Genomic DNA, 18,181 nt, shown 5'->3' on the forward strand with positions numbered 1-18,181 from the left:
CATATATTTGTTTTGCTTTAAAGTGCCCTTGATAGATATGGCGAATGTTCTGCAAACAGATATAAAATACCTGACAGGTGTAGGTCCTAAACGTGCCGAAATACTGAACAAAGAGATAGAAGTATTTTCGGTCGAAGATCTGTTATACTATTTCCCATATAAGTACATAGACCGTAGCCGTATATACTATATTCACGAAATTGACGGCAATATGCCTTATATTCAACTTAAAGGGCGTATCACGGCTTTCGAAACGGTTGGCGAAGGACGGCGCAAACGCCTTGTAGCTCACTTTACCGACGGCACAGGCTTTATTGATTTGGTTTGGTTTCAGGGGCTTAAATTTGCACAGGAAAAATACCGTACCAATATGCCTTATATCGTTTTTGGCAAACCTACCCTTTATGGCAATAAGTTCAATATAGCCCATCCCGATATAGACAGTTATGTAAGCGATCAGCAAAACCTAACGGGGTTGATGGCATATTACAACACTACCGAGAAGATGAAAAAGCATTACCTCAACTCGAAGGCAATGCAAAAAATAATTGGCTCATCACTCCAGTTCGCAGCAGGACAAATCCATGAAACCCTCCCGCCCGAAGTGATACGGGAGGCTAACCTCATTGATTTGAAAACAGCCCTGCGGAATATACATCAACCCTTGAACCCGTCCGTGTTGCGACAGGCACAATTCCGGTTGAAGTTTGAAGAATTGTTTTATATCCAGCTCAATATACTCCGGTATGTGGCTAAACGGAATGCCTCGTTAAAAGGCTTTGTTTTTTCGCAAGTAGGCAATAGTTTCAATACTTTCTACGAAAAGAATTTACCCTTCGAACTGACTAATGCCCAAAAACGCATCATCCGCGAAATAAGGCACGATATGGTCACCGGCAAACAGATGAACCGCCTGCTGCAAGGCGATGTGGGTAGCGGAAAAACACTTGTAGCTCTGATGCTGATGCTGATAGCCGTAGATAATGGATTTCAGGCGTGTATGATGGTGCCTACCGAGATATTGGCAACTCAACACTATCAGACCATTTGTGAGCTTCTTTTTGGAATGGATGTTCGTGTTGAACTGCTCACAGGATCGACACGGAAAAAGAAACGCGAGGAGATACATCTCGGTCTACAAACAGGCGATGTTAAGATACTGATAGGCACACATGCAGTGATAGAAGACACGGTGCGGTTTGCAAATCTGGGGTTCGTTGTCATTGACGAGCAGCATCGTTTCGGGGTAGCCCAAAGGGCTAAATTGTGGGCAAAAAACACTATCCCCCCTCATGTTCTGGTAATGACCGCCACCCCCATACCCCGCACGTTGGCTATGACCGTGTACGGAGATTTGGATGTTTCGGTAATTGACGAACTTCCCCCGGGCAGAAAACCCATACAAACCATTCATCAATACGACAAACGGCGTGGAGCTTTATACCAATCTATTCGCAAACAGTTGAAGGAAGGGCGGCAGGTGTACATCGTTTATCCGCTGATTGAGGAAAGCGAAGCCCTCGACCTTAAAAATCTGGAGGATGGTTACGAGCATATAAAAGAAGTATTCCCCGAATATACCGTCTGTAAAGTACACGGACGGATGAAGCCTGCCGAGAAAGACGCCCAAATGCAGCTTTTTGTGAATAACGAGGCGCAGATAATGATGGCAACAACCGTAATAGAGGTTGGCGTAAACGTGCCTAATGCCTCGGTGATGGTTATTGAAAGCGCGCAGCGTTTCGGGTTGTCGCAACTGCACCAGCTGCGTGGACGCGTGGGGCGTGGAGCCGACCAGTCGTTCTGCATACTGATAACTCCTTACGAACTATCGGCCGAAACAAAGAAGCGTATCGACATTATGGTTGAGAGTAATGACGGATTCGAAATTGCCGAAGCCGACCTTCGCCTGCGCGGCCCCGGCGATATGGAAGGCACACAACAAAGTGGTGTAGCTTTTAACCTGAAAATTGCCAACATTGTTCGTGATGGCGAAATACTGACTTATGCCCGTCAGGTAGCTGAGCAAATACTTGAAAAAGACCCTAATCTGGAACACCCCGACAATCAAATACTGAAACATCAACTCCGCAAACTTTCGGGCAACCGCTACAACTGGGGGCTAATCAGTTGAAAATTGCAGACTATTTCTCAAACTTCAAATAGTGAGCTAAACGGATGACGTCTTTGTCTAAAAACGTATCTAAAGCCTGCAAGTCGTCTATCGAGCCGATTGTTCCGTTTTTCAAATACTGCCTGAGGCTTTCTATTTGCCTCTCTGACAAATAAGGGTGTGCTTGCAAACGAGCCAAAGACGGTAAATTGACCGATATTTGTTTATGCTTTTTGCGAATGCACATATAGGATGCGCATTTACCAAGTTTTTTATCGGAAAATCCTTTTACTTCCTTCAACTGTTCCAAGCTTACAAAACCACCCAAAGCATTGCGGTAGTCAAGAATACGCTTTGCAAATGCATCGCCAATACCCGGAATGCGTTTCAGGGCTTCCACATTTGCGTTATTGAGGTCTACGGTCTGTCCTTCTGTGAGTTTTCCCTTTGATTTTTCTTTGTTGTCTGAGGCTTCTCTATCTGATGGTAGTTGGTCAGGAGCTTCGCTATTTCCGTTCAGATAATATACCGGCTGCAAATCTCGTTGAAATTCGTCGAATTCAGCAAGAGCTTTCTTATCGTCAGTGGGCCGACTCTTATCTGTCCATAGTCCGGCAAACAAATAGACTCCTGCCGAAAGAAAAATAAGGATAAGAAGAGCTATCACCGCAACCCTTTCTTTCGAGCGAAAATACAGAAAGTCTTTCCATTTCATATGCCACAAACAAGATATTTTTATTGCAGCCTAAAATTAAAAAATAATACTCACAGCATACATATTCTCTCTAAAACTTTTATGTTTTAAGCTTAAGTGTGTATATAATCTTTTAGGAGAATTTCTATTTACACATAATGCAACAAGCCAACGGGAGCAAAATAATGATCGACCATTTGCCGATAGGAGTATATTTTATTTGGAGTAAATGATAAAAGTGGTGAAAAACTAAATGTTTTTAAGAGGAAATACAAATCATTTCAAAATTCGCTTTCTGAAAATTAATAGCATAATTATGCTAATGATACAAAGTAAAATCAATCCTCGAATAATCCAGATTGTTAAACACAAGTTTTCTCCATTTGTCGCAGAAATACAATCAGAACCGTCAAACAAAGCACTTTCTGCTGTTTCATATTTTTCTCTGTCTTTTCTCCAAATTGTTGTTAATAAAACAAGGGTGTGCCAAGTTTGTTTTGACACACCCCGAACTATATATAACCTAATTCGGTTTTATTTAGCAGGTTTAAGTTTCACTGTAAAGTGGCGCATTAGGTCTGCTTCCCAAACAATTTCAAGACCTTTTGTGATTGTATCGCGACGGTCATATACATTCTTTAAAGCAACAGCAATCACATCCATGTGGTTGTTAGTGTACACACGGCGAGGGATAGCCAAACGCAATAGGTCTAATCCACCGAAACGGTTTTCGCGTGTAACTGGGTCACGGTCGGCCAACATATAACCGATTTCGCATCCACGGATACCTGCTTCAAGGAACAACTCAACAGTTAATGTTTGAGCAGGGAATTGTTCTTTAGGCACATTTGTTAATATTTTAGATACATCAACAAAGATAGCGTGACCACCGGCAGGACGTTGGTAGGGAATACCATATTCATCGAGTTTAGCACCCAGGTATTCAACTTGTTTGATACGTGTTTCAAGGTTATCGAATTCTGTGTTTTCGTCCAAACCTACCGCCAAAGCTTCCATATCGCGTCCGTTCATACCACCGTAAGTGATATAACCTTCCATCACGATACCTTTCACCTTAGCTTGGTCGTACCAATCTTCGATATTTGTAGCAAAGAAACCACCCATGTTAACGATTGCGTCTTTCTTAGAACTCATTGTCATACCGTCGGCATACGAGAACATTTCAAGGCAGATTTCTTTTATCGTTTTGTTGGCATATCCTTCTTCGCGAGTTTTGATGAAATAAGCATTTTCAGCAAAACGGGCAGAGTCGATAATAACCGGAAGATTGTATTTTTTAGACAATTCGCGAACATCGCGTAGGTTCTTCATAGATACAGGTTGACCTCCCGCGGTGTTGTTTGTACAAGTCATTATGATGAAAGGAATCTTGTCGTGATGCTTAATGATGGCATCTTCAAGTTTCTTTACGTCTACGTTTCCTTTGAAAGGAATTTCCAACTGAGTGTCTTTAGCTTCGTCGATAGTACAGTCTAAAGCCACAGCACCGCGCGATTCAATATGACCTTTTGTAGTATCGAAGTGTGAGTTACCCGGACAGATGCTTCCCGGTTTAACCAAGCACGAGAACAATACGTTTTCGGCAGCACGTCCTTGGTGAGTTGGCAATACAAATTTGAAACCAGTGATGCGTTCGATAGCGTCTTTCATGTGGTAGAAAGATTCTGCTCCGGCATAGCTTTCGTCGCCCATCATCATGGCCGACCATTGACGGTCGCTCATAGAGCCTGTACCCGAGTCTGTAATCAAGTCGATGTAAACTTGTTTGGCTTTCAGCTGAAACACATTGTAATTAGCTTCTTTAATCCATTGTTCACGTTCTTCGCGTGTACTTTTTCTGATTGGTTCAATCATCTTGATTTTCCAAGATTCTGCAAATGGTAATTCCATAATACTTTTTATATTTTAAAATTTAAATAATAAATTGATTTGTTTTTAATGTAAGGTTATATAACAACAAACGGCAATCTCCATGATATGGGATATAGCCAAATGTTAATAATAACTGTTTGAGGAGAGGCGCCGGTTAGGCACACACGCAAAAGGGGTCTCTCTTTTTAATATTAAGATAGACCTTCGAATGAGGTAAATTGCTATAACAGAAATACATAATCCTATTATATACTTTTCTATCCACGAAGTTAATATATCTATCTGGAAATGACAATTTTGGAGGCTTAAAATATTCCGATTTACGCTGCAAAACATATTTTGAATACCTGAAAACTATCCGCAATATGTTAACCGGTTGGTTTTGAATATTATTATGGCATCGGTACGGTAATCACAGGGAGCCATTCCGGCATTCATAGCCGCAAAGATAGGCTATATTTGTGATATGTGGCAGGGAAAATCAACCACGAAAATCCGCTGACCCTACATATGGCTGTGTTAATGAATGGCTAATACGGAAAAAGCCTCCAAGCAAATGCTCAGAGGCTTTTCTGTTTCTTTCTCTATAGTTTTTGGTATAGTCGTTATATTTTTTTGGCTATAACTAAGATCAAGACATTAGTTGTCTGGAATTACAGAGCCAGTTCTGCTCCTGGTTTGAATTTAGCAACTTTCTTTGCAGGAATGTCGATTACGGCTTTTGTTCTTGGGTTGATACCTTTTCTTGCGCTCTTTTCAGCAACCGAGAAAGTTCCGAAACCTACAAGGGCAATTTTGCCGCCTGATTTTAATTCTTCTGTTACAGATTCAATGAAAGCATCAAGAGCTTTTTTTGAATCGGCTTTACTTAACCCTGATTTTTCAGCGATAGCGTTTATAAGTTCTGTTTTGTTCATAATAAAGAAGGAATAAATTAATTAAACATTTAAAATTCAATTATCATTATAATCTTTTGCTCACCAAATATAGATTATAATTTCAAAAACTTCAAACAATTACAAAAAAAACCATCATTAAAAGCCTAAAATTATTCTAAACAGGATGATTTAGGAGCAAAATAGAAAAATTTATCTGTATTTTTGCATCTAACATCAGTAAAAATAAGGAAAGTACATGAATCAAAATAGTTCCGGGTTTTTCAGTTCAATCCCTGTTGTAACGAAAAACCTGCTCATTATAAACATAATTATCTGGCTTGCCCAATTCATCCTTGCCCAAAAAGGATTCGACCTTACGCAATACTTGGGTTTGCATTATGTCGCTTCCGACAATTTTCAGATTTGGCAGCTATTTACATATATGTTCCTTCATTCTCCAACCGATTTTACACATGTGTTCTTTAATATGTTTGCCGTTTTTATGTTCGGCCGTACTTTAGAACATGTATGGGGAGGCAAACGCTTCCTTACCTATTACCTGATAACAGGTATTGGCGCAGGATTGGTACAGATATTGGTAACATATTTTAGAATTCAGTTTATTGAATCATCGCTATCCCCTGAATTTATTAGTGAGGTATATAGAGATGGAGCAACATTGCTAAAATCGGGAAAAAACTACATTGATGAAGGAGCGGGCAGCTTGAATCTATTGCTGAATGTTTCTACCGTTGGTGCTTCGGGTGCTGTGTTCGGTATTCTTTTAGGATTCGGGATGTTGTTCCCTAATGTGGAGTTGATGATGATTCCGATACCGATGCCTATCAAGGCAAAATATTTTGTTGTTTTGTACGGGCTGTTGGAACTGTACCTGGGTGTTGCAAACCGTACGGGCGACAATGTAGCCCACTTTGCGCACTTGGGAGGATTATTGTTTGGGTTGATACTTATACTTTACTGGAAAAAGAAGAACAAGATAGATGTCAAACTTTATTGATAACATAAAGTACAATTTCAGGCATGGAGGTATACTGACGAAGTTTATTTTCGTCAACGTATTCGTTTATTTGCTTCTGCTGATATTGTACCTCGTAGGTAAGTTGTTTGTGGTTAATACCGATGTAAGTGTTTATATTGCGCTTTATTCGAACATAAATACGGCTCTTGTGCATGCTTGGACGTTGTTCACTTATATGTTTGTGCATTACGACTTTCTGCATATATTGTTCAATATGCTGGTATTGTACGGATTCGGCCGGATATTCCTAACCCTATTCAACGAAAAACAATTGGGTAGCCTATACATTCTGGGCGGCTTGGCAGGAGGAGTTCTTTACCTGCTCATATATAACCTGATTCCTTATTTCGTACTGAAAGGCAATATCCCTATGGTTGGAGCCTCGGCTTCGGTTATGGCCATAATATTTGCCGTGGCTTTTTATATGCCCAATATGCAGGTGAATATGTTTCTGCTGGGGCGTATAAAGCTGATATACATAGCTATTGCCCTTTTAGTAATGGACCTTCTGACGGTATTTTGGGGTGGAGATAATCAAGGAGGGCACATAGCCCATATCGGGGGGGCATTGTTGGGATATCTGTTTGCCAAGCAGTATCTGAAAGGAAAAGACATAACCCGCCCTACAAGCCGGCTTATAGACCAGGTGGTAAATATTTTTTCGAAAAAGCCGCGCAAGCCTGCAAAAATGAAGGTGAAATATAAACGCCCCGAAACCGATTATCAATATAACCGGCGCAGAGCGAACGAAACGGAAGAGATAGACAGGATATTGGATAAAATAAAGGCTTCGGGCTATTCGAGCTTGAACAAAGAAGAAAAAAAGAGACTATTCGATGCCAGCAATAAATAAATCTTTGCGTAAGGTGTTTTCTTACTTGAGGCGTTATGCCCGGTATATAACAATAGCATTCAATGTTGTAGCATTGGTACTATTGTTGTGCTCTTATTTGGCATGGTCGGTATCGCCTGCGCAAACTACAGCTTTTGCCTATATAGGCATTGGGTTCATTTTTGTTTTCGTAGTAAATATCCTTTTTGTTTTGCTCTGGTTTATAGTGGGTTTGTGGAAATACGGGTTAGTGGCCTTGGTATGTATCCTTTTGTGTTGGAAACCTATACTCACTTACTTCCCAATGCACGGCCGAACCAAAGATGTGCCGGAAGATTGTTTCAAACTGTTGTCGTACAACGTGTTTATTTTTAACTGGGACATGAACTGGAAAAAAGGCCCCGACCAAAACCCTATCATTAAATACATAAACGACAGCGATGCGGATATTGTCTGTCTGCAGGAATTTGCTTACGAAAAGAAAAAACGGCAATCGCTCGAACAAGTTCTGAAAGAAACCTTCCCCGATTATCCATATAGCTCTATCGTTAACCTCAGAGCCAGAGAAAGTAATATTATATACGGACTGTTGTGTCTGTCAAAATATCCGATAGAAAGCTCAACGCAAATACCCATCGAAGCACGCGACAATGGCGCAGTTCTCTGTAAGCTGAATGTTAAGGGAAAAACCGTATCTTTATTTATCAATCATTTGGAATCGAACCGCATTACAGCAAACGATAAGAAACTATACAGCGAATTTATGAAAGAAAAAACGGCGGAGAAGTTCGATAGTGTTACTCACAATATCAGGCAAAAACTGAATATAGCTTACCAGACCCGTGCCCGCCAAGCCGATTTGATTTCCGAATGGATAAAAAACCAAGACTCGGACGCCATCATAGTTTGTGGCGATTTTAACGACACACCCATATCGTATGCTTATAACCGCATAAAAGGAGACTTGAACGACGCTTATTACGAAACAGGCTTCGGCCCCGGAATATCATACCATGCCAATTATTTTTGGTTTAGGATAGACCATATTATGCACTCTCAGAATCTGGAAGCGTTCAACTGTACGGTTGATAGGAGCATAAAAAACTCCGACCATTATCCCATCTATTCATATCTGAGATTTAAAGATTAAATGAACACAAAAAAATTATGTATAAAATAAGTAAACAATTTTCGTTTTCGGCATCACATATATTAGAAGGCTTACCGGCCAACCATTCTTGTGCCCGTTTGCATGGGCATAACTATGTGGTAAGGGTTTATCTGAAGTCCGAAACTTTGAACCAGATTGGTTTTGTTGAAGACTATAAGGCGCTGAATTTTGTGAAAGACTATATCGATGCTAACCTCGACCACCGGCATCTGAACGATGTACTACCTTTTAACCCGACAGCCGAACGTATAGCCAAGTATCTTTTTGACCTTTTCAAGAAGGATATTCCGGAACTATACGCTGTGGAAGTTTGCGAAAGCCCCAAAACATCGGCCATATATGAAGCTGACTGTTAACGAAATATTCTATTCCCTGCAAGGAGAGGGTGGGCGCACGGGCGAGGCTTCGATATTTGTTCGCCTAACGAAGTGCAATCTGGCCTGTTCTTTTTGCGATACGGACTTTTCTCACGGGCAGGATATGACTCCCGGCGAAATACTGAGCATCATTGCTGCTTATCCTTGCAAATGGATTATATGGACAGGAGGTGAGCCAACCCTTCAACTAAGGGACGAACACTTGCAGGTGTTCCGTGAAGCGGGATATAAACAAGCCATCGAGACAAATGGTACAAACCCTGTTCCGTCGTTGATAGACTATATTGCTTGCAGTCCTAAGGTGAAATACGAGAGCGTGAAGGAATGTATCCCCTTTGCCCACGAAATCCGCATTCCCGTATCGGTGGGTGATGCGATTCCCGATATAAGTATGTTTCCCCAAGCCGACAGATATTTCCTAAGCCCTGTTTTTGATGGCGAAGAGCCGAACCCGGAAAACATTAATTACACTATCGAGCACATAAAAAAACACCCCGAGTGGGCATTGAGCCTGCAAATGCATAAACTGATAAAAATTCAATGAAAAGGTTCGAACTCAATATACTGGGCTGTGGATCGGCTTTGCCTACACAACAACATTGGCCTTCGTCGCAAATAGTGAATGTGCGCGATAAGCTTTTCATGGTCGATTGCGGTGAGGGGGCACAGCTACAATTCCGGAAAACAAGATTGGGTTTCAACCGTCTGAACCGTATATTCATTTCGCATCTGCATGGCGACCATTGCTTCGGGCTTATGGGGCTAATCTCTACTTTGGCACTTCTGGGGCGTACCGGCGATTTGGTTATTCATGCCGTTAGCGATATTGAGCAGGTTATGCAGCCGCAGCTCGATTATTTCTGTCGCGAAATGCCGTATAAGGTCGTATTTGAGGCTTTCGACGCATCTAAGAATGAAGTAATATACGAAGATCGTTCCATCAAAGTTTCTACTATTCCGCTCAATCACCGAGTTCCGTGTGCGGGCTTTTTGTTTCGCGAGCAGCAATCTGAGGCACACCTCATAAAGGAGATGGTCGATTTCTACAAAATTCCGATTAAAGAACTGGTTAAGATAAAACAGGGGGCTGATTTTGTTACGGAAGACGGTGTGCTTGTCCCCAACAACCGTCTGACTCGCCCGGCAGAAATTCCACGGTCGTACGCCTACTGCTCCGATACGGCATATAACGAAAAAATTGTTCCCATAATAGAAGGTGTAGACTTGTTGTATCACGAATCTACATTTGCCCAGCAAGACGCATCGCATACAATAAAAACAGGACATTCAACAGCCGCGCAAGCCGCTACAATAGCTAAAATGGCGAATGTCGGTAAATTGATTCTGGGGCATTTCTCGTCACGTTATAGCAACAACAATATTTTGCTCGATGAAGCTAAGCTGATTTTCCCCAACACAATCCTTGCCAATGAGGGAATGTGCGTAAATATTTGAGGGGCAGTTTTTGTTACTGAATACTTTTTGAATAAATTTATTTATTAGAGTTTATATACAATAGTTAATTAAAGCGTTCTTTTACATACATTTGTGATGTGCTAAAATTTAGTAACAATCATGAAATACGACAAGATTCGAAAAAATCCCAAGCAATTGCTGTCATTGACAGGTTTCACAGTCGTGGAGTTCGAAGCATTTTTACCCACTTTCAAGTATCATTGGGAGGAGTATTATTCTCATTTTACCTTGACAGGTAAACCTATAGAGCGAATCTCTTACAACCGAAAGTCTGGTAAAATTCCATTGATAGGAGACAAGTTACTATTTATACTCTCTTATCTAAAGAACAATCCATTACAGGAATATCACGGAGCAACTTATAATATGACACAACCACAATGTAATGAGTGGGTTCATCTATTGTCCGATATTTTGGTCAAGACTTTGAAAACACTAGGAGAACTTCCTGATAGGAATCATTTGCGAGTTCAATATGTTGCCTCACAATGTAAGAATATATTACTTGATGGAACAGAAAGACCAATAGAAAGACCGCAGGATTCAGACAGACAAAAATCATGTTACAGTGGTAAAAAAAACTCATAATGTGAAAAATAATCTGCTTTGTACTCCTGAAAAAAGGATTCTATGGCTATCCCAGACCTATGAAGGTCATGTTCATGACAAAAGAATCGTAGATGAACAGCCTTTGAGTTTACCAACAGGAATTACCTTATGGCAAGATACAGGCTTTATTGGTCATAAACCAGAAAATGTAACTATCAAGATGCCAACCAAGAAACCTAAAGGCAAAGGCCTATCCGATGTACAAAAGAAAGAAAACAGGAAAATATCCAGTTTTCGTATACTCGTAGAGCATGCCATTGGAGGAATTAAAAAATGTCGTATTGTCAAAGAGCGTTTCAGATGTCGCAAGTTGGGCTTTAATGATTTAGTTATGCTCATAGCTTGCGGTCTGCATAATTTTAGAATATCATTGAAAATGTGTGATATAGAACTTTGTTCAATATAATATCTATTAAAGGAAGACATGAAGCAATTATAGAAAAAGATGTTTTTTGGAAAGTGCAAGAGGTTATAGATGGTAAAAAGAAACGAGTTCCAAAATTGTCTAAATGTATCAACCCTGATTTATTTTTAAGAAAGTACATTGTTTGTCCTGTTTGTGGCTGTCCTCTTACAGGTGCAACAAGTAGAGGGAATGGAGGTCAATATACCTATTACAATTGCAGTAATGAAGCCAAACATTGTAGATACAGAGCAGAACAAGCAAATGAATTATTTGCCAAATATACAGCCAGCCTAAAACCAAATGAAACTGTATTGAAGTTATACAGTGAAATCTTAAATGATTTAAGATTAGAGAAAAATGGTAATACCAAACAAGAAATAAGTAAATTAGACAAGCAATTGCAAGAAATAGAAACAGCTATAAATAAAGCTGATGATAAATTTGTAAAAGATGAGATTGATAAACCTACTCATATCAGGCTAATGGAAAGATATAACAAAGAAAAGGCAGAATTACAAATAAAGATAGATTTGATGAAAACCCCTAATCGTTCAAATCTCGAACCAAAATTAAGATACTCTATGTTGTTGATAAATAACATAGATAGCTACATGAGAGATGCTAAAGTAGAAGTAAAATGTAAGCTAATAGGTTCGATGTTTCCTGAAAAAATCACTTTTGATGGAAAATCATATCGAACCAATTCTTACAATTCAGTGCTTGACTTAATCTATCAGCAAACCAATGAGTTAAGAGGGGATAAAAATAAAAGCGAAGAAAGTTTTAACACTTTCTCCGCTTCTGTACCCAGAGCCGGGATCGAACCGGCATGGAAATGAATCCACTGGTGTTTGAGACCAGCGCGTCTACCAATTCCGCCATCTGGGCATTGTTTACGGGTGCAAAGGTAATTATTTTTCTATATATAAATTATAAACAGATAAATTTTTTTTACACAAAAATTTATCTTTCTTTGTATAAGTTGCTTTTACATTTGTATTTCAACTTTAGTACTACACTTAAAACATTGAATAGTAATGGATAAAAATAATTATTGCGTTATCATGAGTGGCGGTATCGGAAGCCGTTTTTGGCCTTTCAGTCGGGAAACACGCCCTAAGCAATTCTTAGATTTTTTTGGAACAGGGAAATCTTTATTACAAATGACATTCGACCGTTTCAAAAAAATTCTACCCTTAGAGAACATATATATCGTAACAAACGAAAGTTATGCACAAATGATTTGCGAAGAACTGCCCGAAATAAGTTCTTCACAAATATTGCTCGAACCAATGCGCCGTAACACTGCGCCTTGTATAGCTTTTGCTGCATATCACATCAATGCCATAAACCCCGATGCTAACATCGTTGTGGCTCCGTCCGACCATCTGATCCTGAAAGAAGACGATTTTTTGGAGGTAATACAAAACGCGTTTAATTTCGTTAAAAGGAATAAAATACTCCTGACCTTAGGCATGAAGCCAACACGACCCGAAACGGGTTACGGTTACATTCAGGTAAGTGACGATATGATAGACGGGGTTACCAAAGTAAAAGCGTTTACCGAAAAACCCAATTACGACTTGGCAAAAGTTTTCTACGAAAGCGGTGAATTCCTTTGGAATTCGGGGATTTTTGTATGGAATATAAAAACCATAATGGAAGCTTTCCGTGAACATTTACCCGATATGGCAAGTGTTTTTGACCAAGGGGCGGAATTGTTCAATACACCTCAGGAAAAAGTATTTATTCAAGAAAATTTTCCGGCATGTCAGAATATTTCCATTGACTTCGGAATAATGGAAAAAGCATCGAACGTTTGTGTGAAAGCTGCCAGCTTTGGATGGTCTGACCTTGGTACATGGGGCTCTCTGCATGAAATATCGAAGAAAGACGAACATGCTAATGCCGGACTTATTGGCGATACATTATTTTTTGAAAGTTCGGAAAATATTGTTGCCGGACAGAAAGAAAAACTTGTTGTTGTTCAAGGGCTTGACGGATATATTGTTGCCGACACCGATAATGTACTGCTGATTTGCAAAAAAGAAGATGAGCAACGCATCAAACAGTTTGTTACTGATGTCAAGTTAAAACACGGAGACAAATACATCTAAATACAAATATTGTCAAAGAAAAAAACCAAAAGTGGTATTAGAATGCCACTTTTCTTATATCCGTACATTTTACTAAGAGGGAAAGTATATGAGTAAAACTGTATCAATCATCACCGTTAATCTGAATGATGCTCAAGGTCTTGAAAAGACCATAAAGAGTGTTATCGGCCAGACTTATACCGATTTTGAGTTTATTATTATTGATGGAGCATCTACCGATGGCAGTGTTTCGGTTATAGAAAAGTATGCTTCGCAAATCGATATTTGGGTGAGCGAGCCTGACAGCGGTATTTTTAATGCCATGAACAAAGGTATAAAACGGGCATCGGGCAAATATTGTTATTTTTTAAACGCTAATGATATACTCACTTCCAATACCGTTTTTGAGCAGATATTCAAAGAAAAAGAATACGCTGCTCCTTATATCTGTGGAAACCAGATAAACGATTTTGGGAATGGAGATACAGGCATTGTAAAGAATGCAGGGCGTCCGCTTACTCTCTATGATTTTTATTGGGGCACGATAAAACATCAAGCAACCTTTATTCGCCGAGATATGTTTGCCCTATACGGACTTTATGACGAAAACTTACGGATAATATCAGACTGGAAATTTTTCTTGCAGACAATAGGATTAAAAAACGAGCAGCCTGTTTATGTGGATACAGACATCGTAATATTTGCATGGTTCGGGATGAGCACCGACAAAAAAATGCAAGAAAAGCACGACATTGAAAGGGAACAAGTACTAAAGGCTCTCATTCCCCCTACTGTCAGGAAAGATATGGAGCAACTGCATTATTTAAAGAATTACGAGTACATTGCACAAAGCATGAAGAAGAACAAGATTGTAGATGCAATAATCCGTTTTATTATAAAACTATTTTAGAGGTAACAATGCAAAAATAAGACAAGGAGCTGCCTTCAAAAAAAAGACAGCTCCTTATATATTTCGGGAATCCGGAAATACTATTTTTTTGCGGAAGAACTTAAAGCCTCAAAAATCAGAGCTTCCAACTCTTCGGCCAGCTCAGGATTATCTTTTATACAATCCTTAGCAGCTTCACGGCCTTGCGCCAATTTGGTGTCGTTATAACTATACCACGATCCGCTTTTTTTGATGATTCCCAGTTCAGAGCCTAAATCAACAATTTCGCCCGACCGGGAAATTCCTTCACCATACATAATATCGAATTCCGCTTTACGGAAAGGAGGCGCAACCTTATTTTTTACCACTTTCACTCGGGTTTGGCTACCTTTTACCTCGTCGCCATCTTTCAATTGTGCGGCACGGCGAATATCCAAACGCACCGAAGAGTAAAACTTCAACGCGTTTCCCCCTGTTGTGGTTTCTGGATTGCCAAACATCACACCAATTTTATCGCGAAGTTGGTTGATAAAAATACAAGTAGTATTCGTTTTACTGATAGCTGCCGTAAGCTTACGTAAGGCTTGCGACATAAGGCGTGCTTGGAGACCCATCTTGGAGTCGCCCATATCGCCTTCCAACTCGGCCTTAGGTGTCAAAGCGGCAACAGAGTCTATTACGATGATATCTACTGCCGACGAGCGAATCAACTGTTCGGCAATCTCCAACGCCTGCTCCCCGTTGTCGGGTTGAGAGATGTAAAGGGTATCGAGATTGACTCCCAGTTTTTCGGCATAAAAACGGTCGAAAGCATGTTCCGCATCGATAAAAGCCGCAATACCTCCGGCTTTTTGGGCTTCAGCTATGGCATGTATTGCCAGCGTTGTTTTACCCGACGACTCGGGACCATATATTTCTATAACACGCCCACGAGGATATCCACCAACACCCAAAGCCGCATTAAGGGCTATCGAACCTGTTGGGATAACGGGAACGTCTTCTATTTTTTCTTCACTCATTTTCATGATCGAGCCTTTTCCAAAATTTTTCTCGATCTTATCCATTGCAGCCTGCAATGCTTTTAGTTTGTCGCTATTGGGTGCAACGTTTTTTTCTTCTGCCATATATATTTTAGTTTTGTTTTTTAGCTTGTTCGTCCAGATAATCTATTATTTGGTCGGCATGTTCTTTCGTTTTTATTTCTTTAGGAGTAATAATTTTTTCTATGACTCCCTCTTCATTAATTAAAAAAGTGGTGCGTAGGGTTCCCATGTATTTTTTACCGGCAAGGGTCTTTTCTGCCCACAGGCCAAACTCCTGAACCAGCTTCTTGTCCGTATCGGCAATCAGGGGAAAAGGCAGTTCGTGCTTTTCAATAAATTTTTTGTGCGATGCCTCATTATCAACACTTACGCCCAATATATCGTAACCTCTTTTTTTGAGATCGTAAAAATTATCCCTAAAACTGCAAGCCTCGGCAGTACATCCCGGCGTACTGTCTTTCGGATAAAAATACAGGACGAATTTTCTGCCCGCATAGTCCGACGCTTTAATCAGTCGCCCATCTTGATCCGATCCTAAGATTTCAGGTATTTTGTTTCCTACTTCCAATGCCATATCATTTCTATGTTTTTCGTTATTATATCAAAGATAGGAGAATATTCTCTTTTCAAAAAAATTATTCCGCTATTATACATAATTTTGTTTATAAACTTTTGGGCGAATCAGTGGTGATAAAGCTTTTTTCGTTTTCAGGCAGGGACAAAGAGCCTGCCATCAAGGAGAGCAGCTCCTTCTGGCTTTCACTTACCACATACGAGCAACGTGATTCGGGTTTTACGAAGCGTTTTTCGATGGTTTCGTCCAAAAATTTCAGCAACGTATTGTAATAACCATCCACATTCAGAAAACCTATCGGCTTGCTGTGCAATGCCAATTGCCCCCAAGTCAGTACCTCGAACAGTTCTTCGAAAGTTCCGAAGCCTCCGGGGAGAGTAATAACCCCATCGCAAAGCTCATGCATTTTAGCTTTACGCTGGTGCATATCGCGGGTAACGATCAGTTCTGTTACCCCTTCGTGAGCCAACTCCTTAGGAATCATAAATTCGGGAATAACCCCTATCACTTCGCCGCCCACACTCAAAGCACCATTGGCAACAGCCCCCATCAGGCCTACCTTTCCGCCGCCATAAACAAGTCCTATTCCATTCCGAGCCAAGAATCGCCCCAGTTCGTAAGCTTTTTCCTCATATACAGGCATATCGCCCGAACTGGAACCGCAAAAAACAGCTATCCTCTTTATCTCCATTCTTATTTATTCAATTTTATTTTTATTCTTCGGTAAACAAACATAAACCAAATCGGTAAGATTGTTCCTTTACATACCGTCGATACAGCTATTGCCCACCAAACGCCTTCTATACCCAGATTCAAGCCTTGGGGCGAAGCAAACAGGTAAGCCATCGGGATACGCAGTATGTTGAACGTTATGCTTATTACAGCCGGTTCTATGGTTCGTCCCACCCCGTTAAACATCCCTTGTGTGGTAAGCTCGAACATCATAAAAATCTGCACCAAACCCATTATTGCCAGATACCGGCCTCCGCCAATCATGGCTTCTTCTTCGGGTACAATTATACCAAAAATCTGCTTACCAAAGAATATAAATGTAATGCTGACAAATATACCAAGACTGACCATAATGCGCAGAGCATAAATATAAGCCTTACGTCCGCGTTCGGGCTTGCCGGCCGCATAGTTTTGTGCCATAAATGCACTCAACGCCGTAGAAAATCCCTGCGAGGTGTTCCACGTTATACCCTCAATCTGGCCACCTGTTGTTTGCGACATCAACCCTATATGACCACCATAGGTAGAAGCCGCCCGCGCCAAACTCATATTTATGAAAGCATACAACGAATTCATTGCCGATACAGGTGCTCCCAAAAACAATAGCCTTTTCAGATACACCCATTTTGGCGCCACAATAAACGAAAAATACCCCAGTACATCGTTCTTGTAACGAATATTGAACACGAACAGTCCAAACACAAAAAGCTGTGCTACGACCGTTCCTATTGCTGCTCCGTAGAAACCAAAACCGAAATAAAACATCAGTATAGGGTCGAGCACCATATTCAGAACCAACCCCAAAGTATTTATCTTGAAAGGAACGATACTTCGCCCTGCACCATTATAAACCCCGCCCCAATTCACCGACAAGAATTGAAAAGGCAGGCAGATTGCCAGAATACGCAAATAATTCACTGCTTCGGCTGTAATATCGGCTTCCAGTTTGAAAAACGATAGTATCTGAGGGGCAAATACCGCAAGCAAAAGAGTCCACAAAACCCCGATGCCGATTGCCAAAGTAGAAGCATTCGAAGCAAAGTTACGAGCCCTGCCCATTCTTTTCGCCCCAATGGCTTGCCCCACACTTACTTCTACGCCTATCATTGCCAGCACGGCAAAAGTGTAGCTAAGCCAAAGCAACATGCCAATAGCCCCGATAGCAGCTTCGTGTCTCGACCCCAAACGGCCTACCCATGTCATAGACAGAAGCGTATACGACATCTGCACGAAGCTTGTTCCCATCAGTGGAAAAGCCACGCGTAAGAGGTTGGAAAGTATTTTTCCATTCGTCAGATCCAGTACTCCTTTTGCCATCGAAATTTAGTTGTAGAAAAATAGTTTGCAAAGATACAGATA

At 40.6% G+C, this 18,181-nt stretch carries 19 protein-coding genes and 1 tRNA gene; 12 read left to right on the plus strand and 8 right to left on the minus strand.

Going from position 1 to position 18,181, the window contains the following annotated elements:
• Nucleotides 1–37 precede the first annotated feature (37 nt).
• A complete protein-coding gene (gene recG, locus M2132_RS00505) occupies nucleotides 38–2,134 on the plus strand; it encodes an ATP-dependent DNA helicase RecG (RefSeq protein ID WP_280670208.1) in 2,097 nt (698 codons plus the stop codon).
• 10 nt (nucleotides 2,135–2,144) lie between these two features.
• On the opposite strand, the gene M2132_RS00510 is transcribed toward recG, so the two are convergent.
• The 3 genes from M2132_RS00510 to M2132_RS00520 form a co-directional block, all read right to left on the minus strand.
• Nucleotides 2,145–2,828, minus strand: coding sequence for a ComEA family DNA-binding protein (locus M2132_RS00510; protein WP_280670210.1), 684 nt, complete (start codon nucleotides 2,826–2,828; stop codon nucleotides 2,145–2,147).
• Between the two features lie 513 nt (nucleotides 2,829–3,341).
• The gene (locus tag M2132_RS00515; RefSeq protein WP_280670212.1) at nucleotides 3,342–4,718 is read right to left on the minus strand and encodes a tryptophanase; all 1,377 of its coding nucleotides are present in this window, start codon (nucleotides 4,716–4,718) and stop codon (nucleotides 3,342–3,344) included.
• Nucleotides 4,719–5,353: 635 nt separating this feature from the next.
• On the minus strand, nucleotides 5,354–5,617 hold the full coding sequence (locus M2132_RS00520) for an HU family DNA-binding protein (protein WP_280670214.1): 264 nt from the start codon (nucleotides 5,615–5,617) through the stop codon (nucleotides 5,354–5,356).
• A 217-nt stretch (nucleotides 5,618–5,834) separates the two neighbouring features.
• Between M2132_RS00520 and M2132_RS00525 the strand changes: the two genes are divergently transcribed.
• From M2132_RS00525 to M2132_RS00565, 9 genes are all read left to right on the plus strand, one after another.
• Nucleotides 5,835–6,596 carry a rhomboid family intramembrane serine protease gene (locus M2132_RS00525; protein ID WP_280670216.1) on the plus strand — a complete coding sequence of 254 codons (762 nt, stop codon included), beginning with the start codon at nucleotides 5,835–5,837 and terminating at the stop codon, nucleotides 6,594–6,596.
• Complete coding sequence (locus tag M2132_RS00530) at nucleotides 6,580–7,470, plus strand: rhomboid family intramembrane serine protease (protein WP_280670219.1); 891 nt, start codon at nucleotides 6,580–6,582, stop codon at nucleotides 7,468–7,470. The genes M2132_RS00525 and M2132_RS00530 overlap by 17 nt, the downstream gene beginning before the upstream one ends.
• A complete protein-coding gene (locus tag M2132_RS00535) occupies nucleotides 7,454–8,599 on the plus strand; it encodes an endonuclease/exonuclease/phosphatase family protein (protein ID WP_280670221.1) in 1,146 nt (381 codons plus the stop codon). Before M2132_RS00530 ends, M2132_RS00535 begins: the two co-directional genes overlap by 17 nt.
• A 17-nt stretch (nucleotides 8,600–8,616) precedes the next feature.
• Nucleotides 8,617–8,976, plus strand: a complete 360-nt coding sequence (gene queD / locus M2132_RS00540; protein WP_280670223.1) for a 6-carboxytetrahydropterin synthase QueD — start codon at nucleotides 8,617–8,619, stop codon at nucleotides 8,974–8,976.
• Nucleotides 8,960–9,541 carry a 7-carboxy-7-deazaguanine synthase QueE gene (locus tag M2132_RS00545; protein WP_280670225.1) on the plus strand — a complete coding sequence of 194 codons (582 nt, stop codon included), beginning with the start codon at nucleotides 8,960–8,962 and terminating at the stop codon, nucleotides 9,539–9,541. The genes queD and M2132_RS00545 overlap by 17 nt, the downstream gene beginning before the upstream one ends.
• A complete protein-coding gene (locus tag M2132_RS00550; protein ID WP_280670227.1) occupies nucleotides 9,538–10,452 on the plus strand; it encodes a ribonuclease Z in 915 nt (304 codons plus the stop codon). Before M2132_RS00545 ends, M2132_RS00550 begins: the two co-directional genes overlap by 4 nt.
• 120 nt (nucleotides 10,453–10,572) lie before the next feature.
• Nucleotides 10,573–11,061: a transposase family protein gene (locus tag M2132_RS00555; protein ID WP_280670233.1), complete on the plus strand. Its 489-nt coding sequence runs from the start codon at nucleotides 10,573–10,575 to the stop codon at nucleotides 11,059–11,061.
• A 1-nt stretch (nucleotide 11,062) separates the two neighbouring features.
• Nucleotides 11,063–11,488 carry a transposase family protein gene (locus M2132_RS00560; protein WP_280670235.1) on the plus strand — a complete coding sequence of 142 codons (426 nt, stop codon included), beginning with the start codon at nucleotides 11,063–11,065 and terminating at the stop codon, nucleotides 11,486–11,488.
• The gene (locus M2132_RS00565; RefSeq protein WP_348523147.1) at nucleotides 11,476–12,327 is read left to right on the plus strand and encodes a zinc ribbon domain-containing protein; all 852 of its coding nucleotides are present in this window, start codon (nucleotides 11,476–11,478) and stop codon (nucleotides 12,325–12,327) included. The genes M2132_RS00560 and M2132_RS00565 overlap by 13 nt, the downstream gene beginning before the upstream one ends.
• Here the strand turns inward: M2132_RS00565 and M2132_RS00570 are convergent.
• Nucleotides 12,293–12,376: transfer RNA gene (locus M2132_RS00570), tRNA-Leu, on the minus strand. The genes M2132_RS00565 and M2132_RS00570 overlap by 35 nt on opposite strands.
• A gap of 149 nt (nucleotides 12,377–12,525) precedes the next feature.
• On the opposite strand from M2132_RS00570, the gene M2132_RS00575 reads away from it, so the two are divergent.
• Together M2132_RS00575 and M2132_RS00580 are read left to right on the plus strand one after the other, a co-directional pair.
• On the plus strand, nucleotides 12,526–13,605 hold the full coding sequence (locus M2132_RS00575) for a mannose-1-phosphate guanylyltransferase (RefSeq protein WP_280670237.1): 1,080 nt from the start codon (nucleotides 12,526–12,528) through the stop codon (nucleotides 13,603–13,605).
• 88 nt (nucleotides 13,606–13,693) lie between these two features.
• A complete protein-coding gene (locus M2132_RS00580; protein ID WP_280670239.1) occupies nucleotides 13,694–14,494 on the plus strand; it encodes a glycosyltransferase family 2 protein in 801 nt (266 codons plus the stop codon).
• A gap of 80 nt (nucleotides 14,495–14,574) precedes the next feature.
• Here the strand turns inward: M2132_RS00580 and recA are convergent, their stop codons facing one another.
• The 4 genes from recA to M2132_RS00600 all read right to left on the minus strand — a co-directional run bounded on the left by recA (nucleotide 14,575) and on the right by M2132_RS00600 (nucleotide 18,139).
• Complete coding sequence (gene recA, locus M2132_RS00585; protein WP_280670241.1) at nucleotides 14,575–15,597, minus strand: recombinase RecA; 1,023 nt, start codon at nucleotides 15,595–15,597, stop codon at nucleotides 14,575–14,577.
• A gap of 7 nt (nucleotides 15,598–15,604) precedes the next feature.
• Nucleotides 15,605–16,090: a thioredoxin-dependent thiol peroxidase gene (gene bcp / locus M2132_RS00590; protein WP_280670243.1), complete on the minus strand. Its 486-nt coding sequence runs from the start codon at nucleotides 16,088–16,090 to the stop codon at nucleotides 15,605–15,607.
• An 88-nt stretch (nucleotides 16,091–16,178) separates the two neighbouring features.
• Nucleotides 16,179–16,781 (minus strand): TIGR00730 family Rossman fold protein, encoded by a 603-nt coding sequence (locus M2132_RS00595; protein WP_280670245.1) that lies wholly within the window; start codon nucleotides 16,779–16,781, stop codon nucleotides 16,179–16,181.
• Nucleotides 16,782–16,783: 2 nt separating this feature from the next.
• A complete protein-coding gene (locus M2132_RS00600) occupies nucleotides 16,784–18,139 on the minus strand; it encodes an MATE family efflux transporter (protein ID WP_280670247.1) in 1,356 nt (451 codons plus the stop codon).
• Nucleotides 18,140–18,181 lie beyond the last annotated feature (42 nt).

Origin of the sequence: Dysgonomonas sp. PH5-45, assembly GCF_029893235.1 — a bacterium.
Classification (GTDB): domain Bacteria; phylum Bacteroidota; class Bacteroidia; order Bacteroidales; family Dysgonomonadaceae; genus UBA1309.

What these genes read in the sequence shown, in the direction of transcription:
- recG (WP_280670208.1), top strand. Translation starts at nt 38, where the DNA reads ATGGCGAATGTTCTGCAAACAGATATAAAATACCTGACAGGTGTAGGT.
- M2132_RS00510 (WP_280670210.1), bottom strand. Translation starts at nt 2,828, where the DNA reads ATGAAATGGAAAGACTTTCTGTATTTTCGCTCGAAAGAAAGGGTTGCG.
- M2132_RS00515 (WP_280670212.1), bottom strand. Translation starts at nt 4,718, where the DNA reads ATGGAATTACCATTTGCAGAATCTTGGAAAATCAAGATGATTGAACCA.
- M2132_RS00520 (WP_280670214.1), bottom strand. Translation starts at nt 5,617, where the DNA reads ATGAACAAAACAGAACTTATAAACGCTATCGCTGAAAAATCAGGGTTA.
- M2132_RS00525 (WP_280670216.1), top strand. Translation starts at nt 5,835, where the DNA reads ATGAATCAAAATAGTTCCGGGTTTTTCAGTTCAATCCCTGTTGTAACG.
- M2132_RS00530 (WP_280670219.1), top strand. Translation starts at nt 6,580, where the DNA reads ATGTCAAACTTTATTGATAACATAAAGTACAATTTCAGGCATGGAGGT.
- M2132_RS00535 (WP_280670221.1), top strand. Translation starts at nt 7,454, where the DNA reads ATGCCAGCAATAAATAAATCTTTGCGTAAGGTGTTTTCTTACTTGAGG.
- queD (WP_280670223.1), top strand. Translation starts at nt 8,617, where the DNA reads ATGTATAAAATAAGTAAACAATTTTCGTTTTCGGCATCACATATATTA.
- M2132_RS00545 (WP_280670225.1), top strand. Translation starts at nt 8,960, where the DNA reads ATGAAGCTGACTGTTAACGAAATATTCTATTCCCTGCAAGGAGAGGGT.
- M2132_RS00550 (WP_280670227.1), top strand. Translation starts at nt 9,538, where the DNA reads ATGAAAAGGTTCGAACTCAATATACTGGGCTGTGGATCGGCTTTGCCT.
- M2132_RS00555 (WP_280670233.1), top strand. Translation starts at nt 10,573, where the DNA reads ATGAAATACGACAAGATTCGAAAAAATCCCAAGCAATTGCTGTCATTG.
- M2132_RS00575 (WP_280670237.1), top strand. Translation starts at nt 12,526, where the DNA reads ATGGATAAAAATAATTATTGCGTTATCATGAGTGGCGGTATCGGAAGC.
- M2132_RS00580 (WP_280670239.1), top strand. Translation starts at nt 13,694, where the DNA reads ATGAGTAAAACTGTATCAATCATCACCGTTAATCTGAATGATGCTCAA.
- recA (WP_280670241.1), bottom strand. Translation starts at nt 15,597, where the DNA reads ATGGCAGAAGAAAAAAACGTTGCACCCAATAGCGACAAACTAAAAGCA.
- bcp (WP_280670243.1), bottom strand. Translation starts at nt 16,090, where the DNA reads ATGGCATTGGAAGTAGGAAACAAAATACCTGAAATCTTAGGATCGGAT.
- M2132_RS00595 (WP_280670245.1), bottom strand. Translation starts at nt 16,781, where the DNA reads ATGGAGATAAAGAGGATAGCTGTTTTTTGCGGTTCCAGTTCGGGCGAT.
- M2132_RS00600 (WP_280670247.1), bottom strand. Translation starts at nt 18,139, where the DNA reads ATGGCAAAAGGAGTACTGGATCTGACGAATGGAAAAATACTTTCCAAC.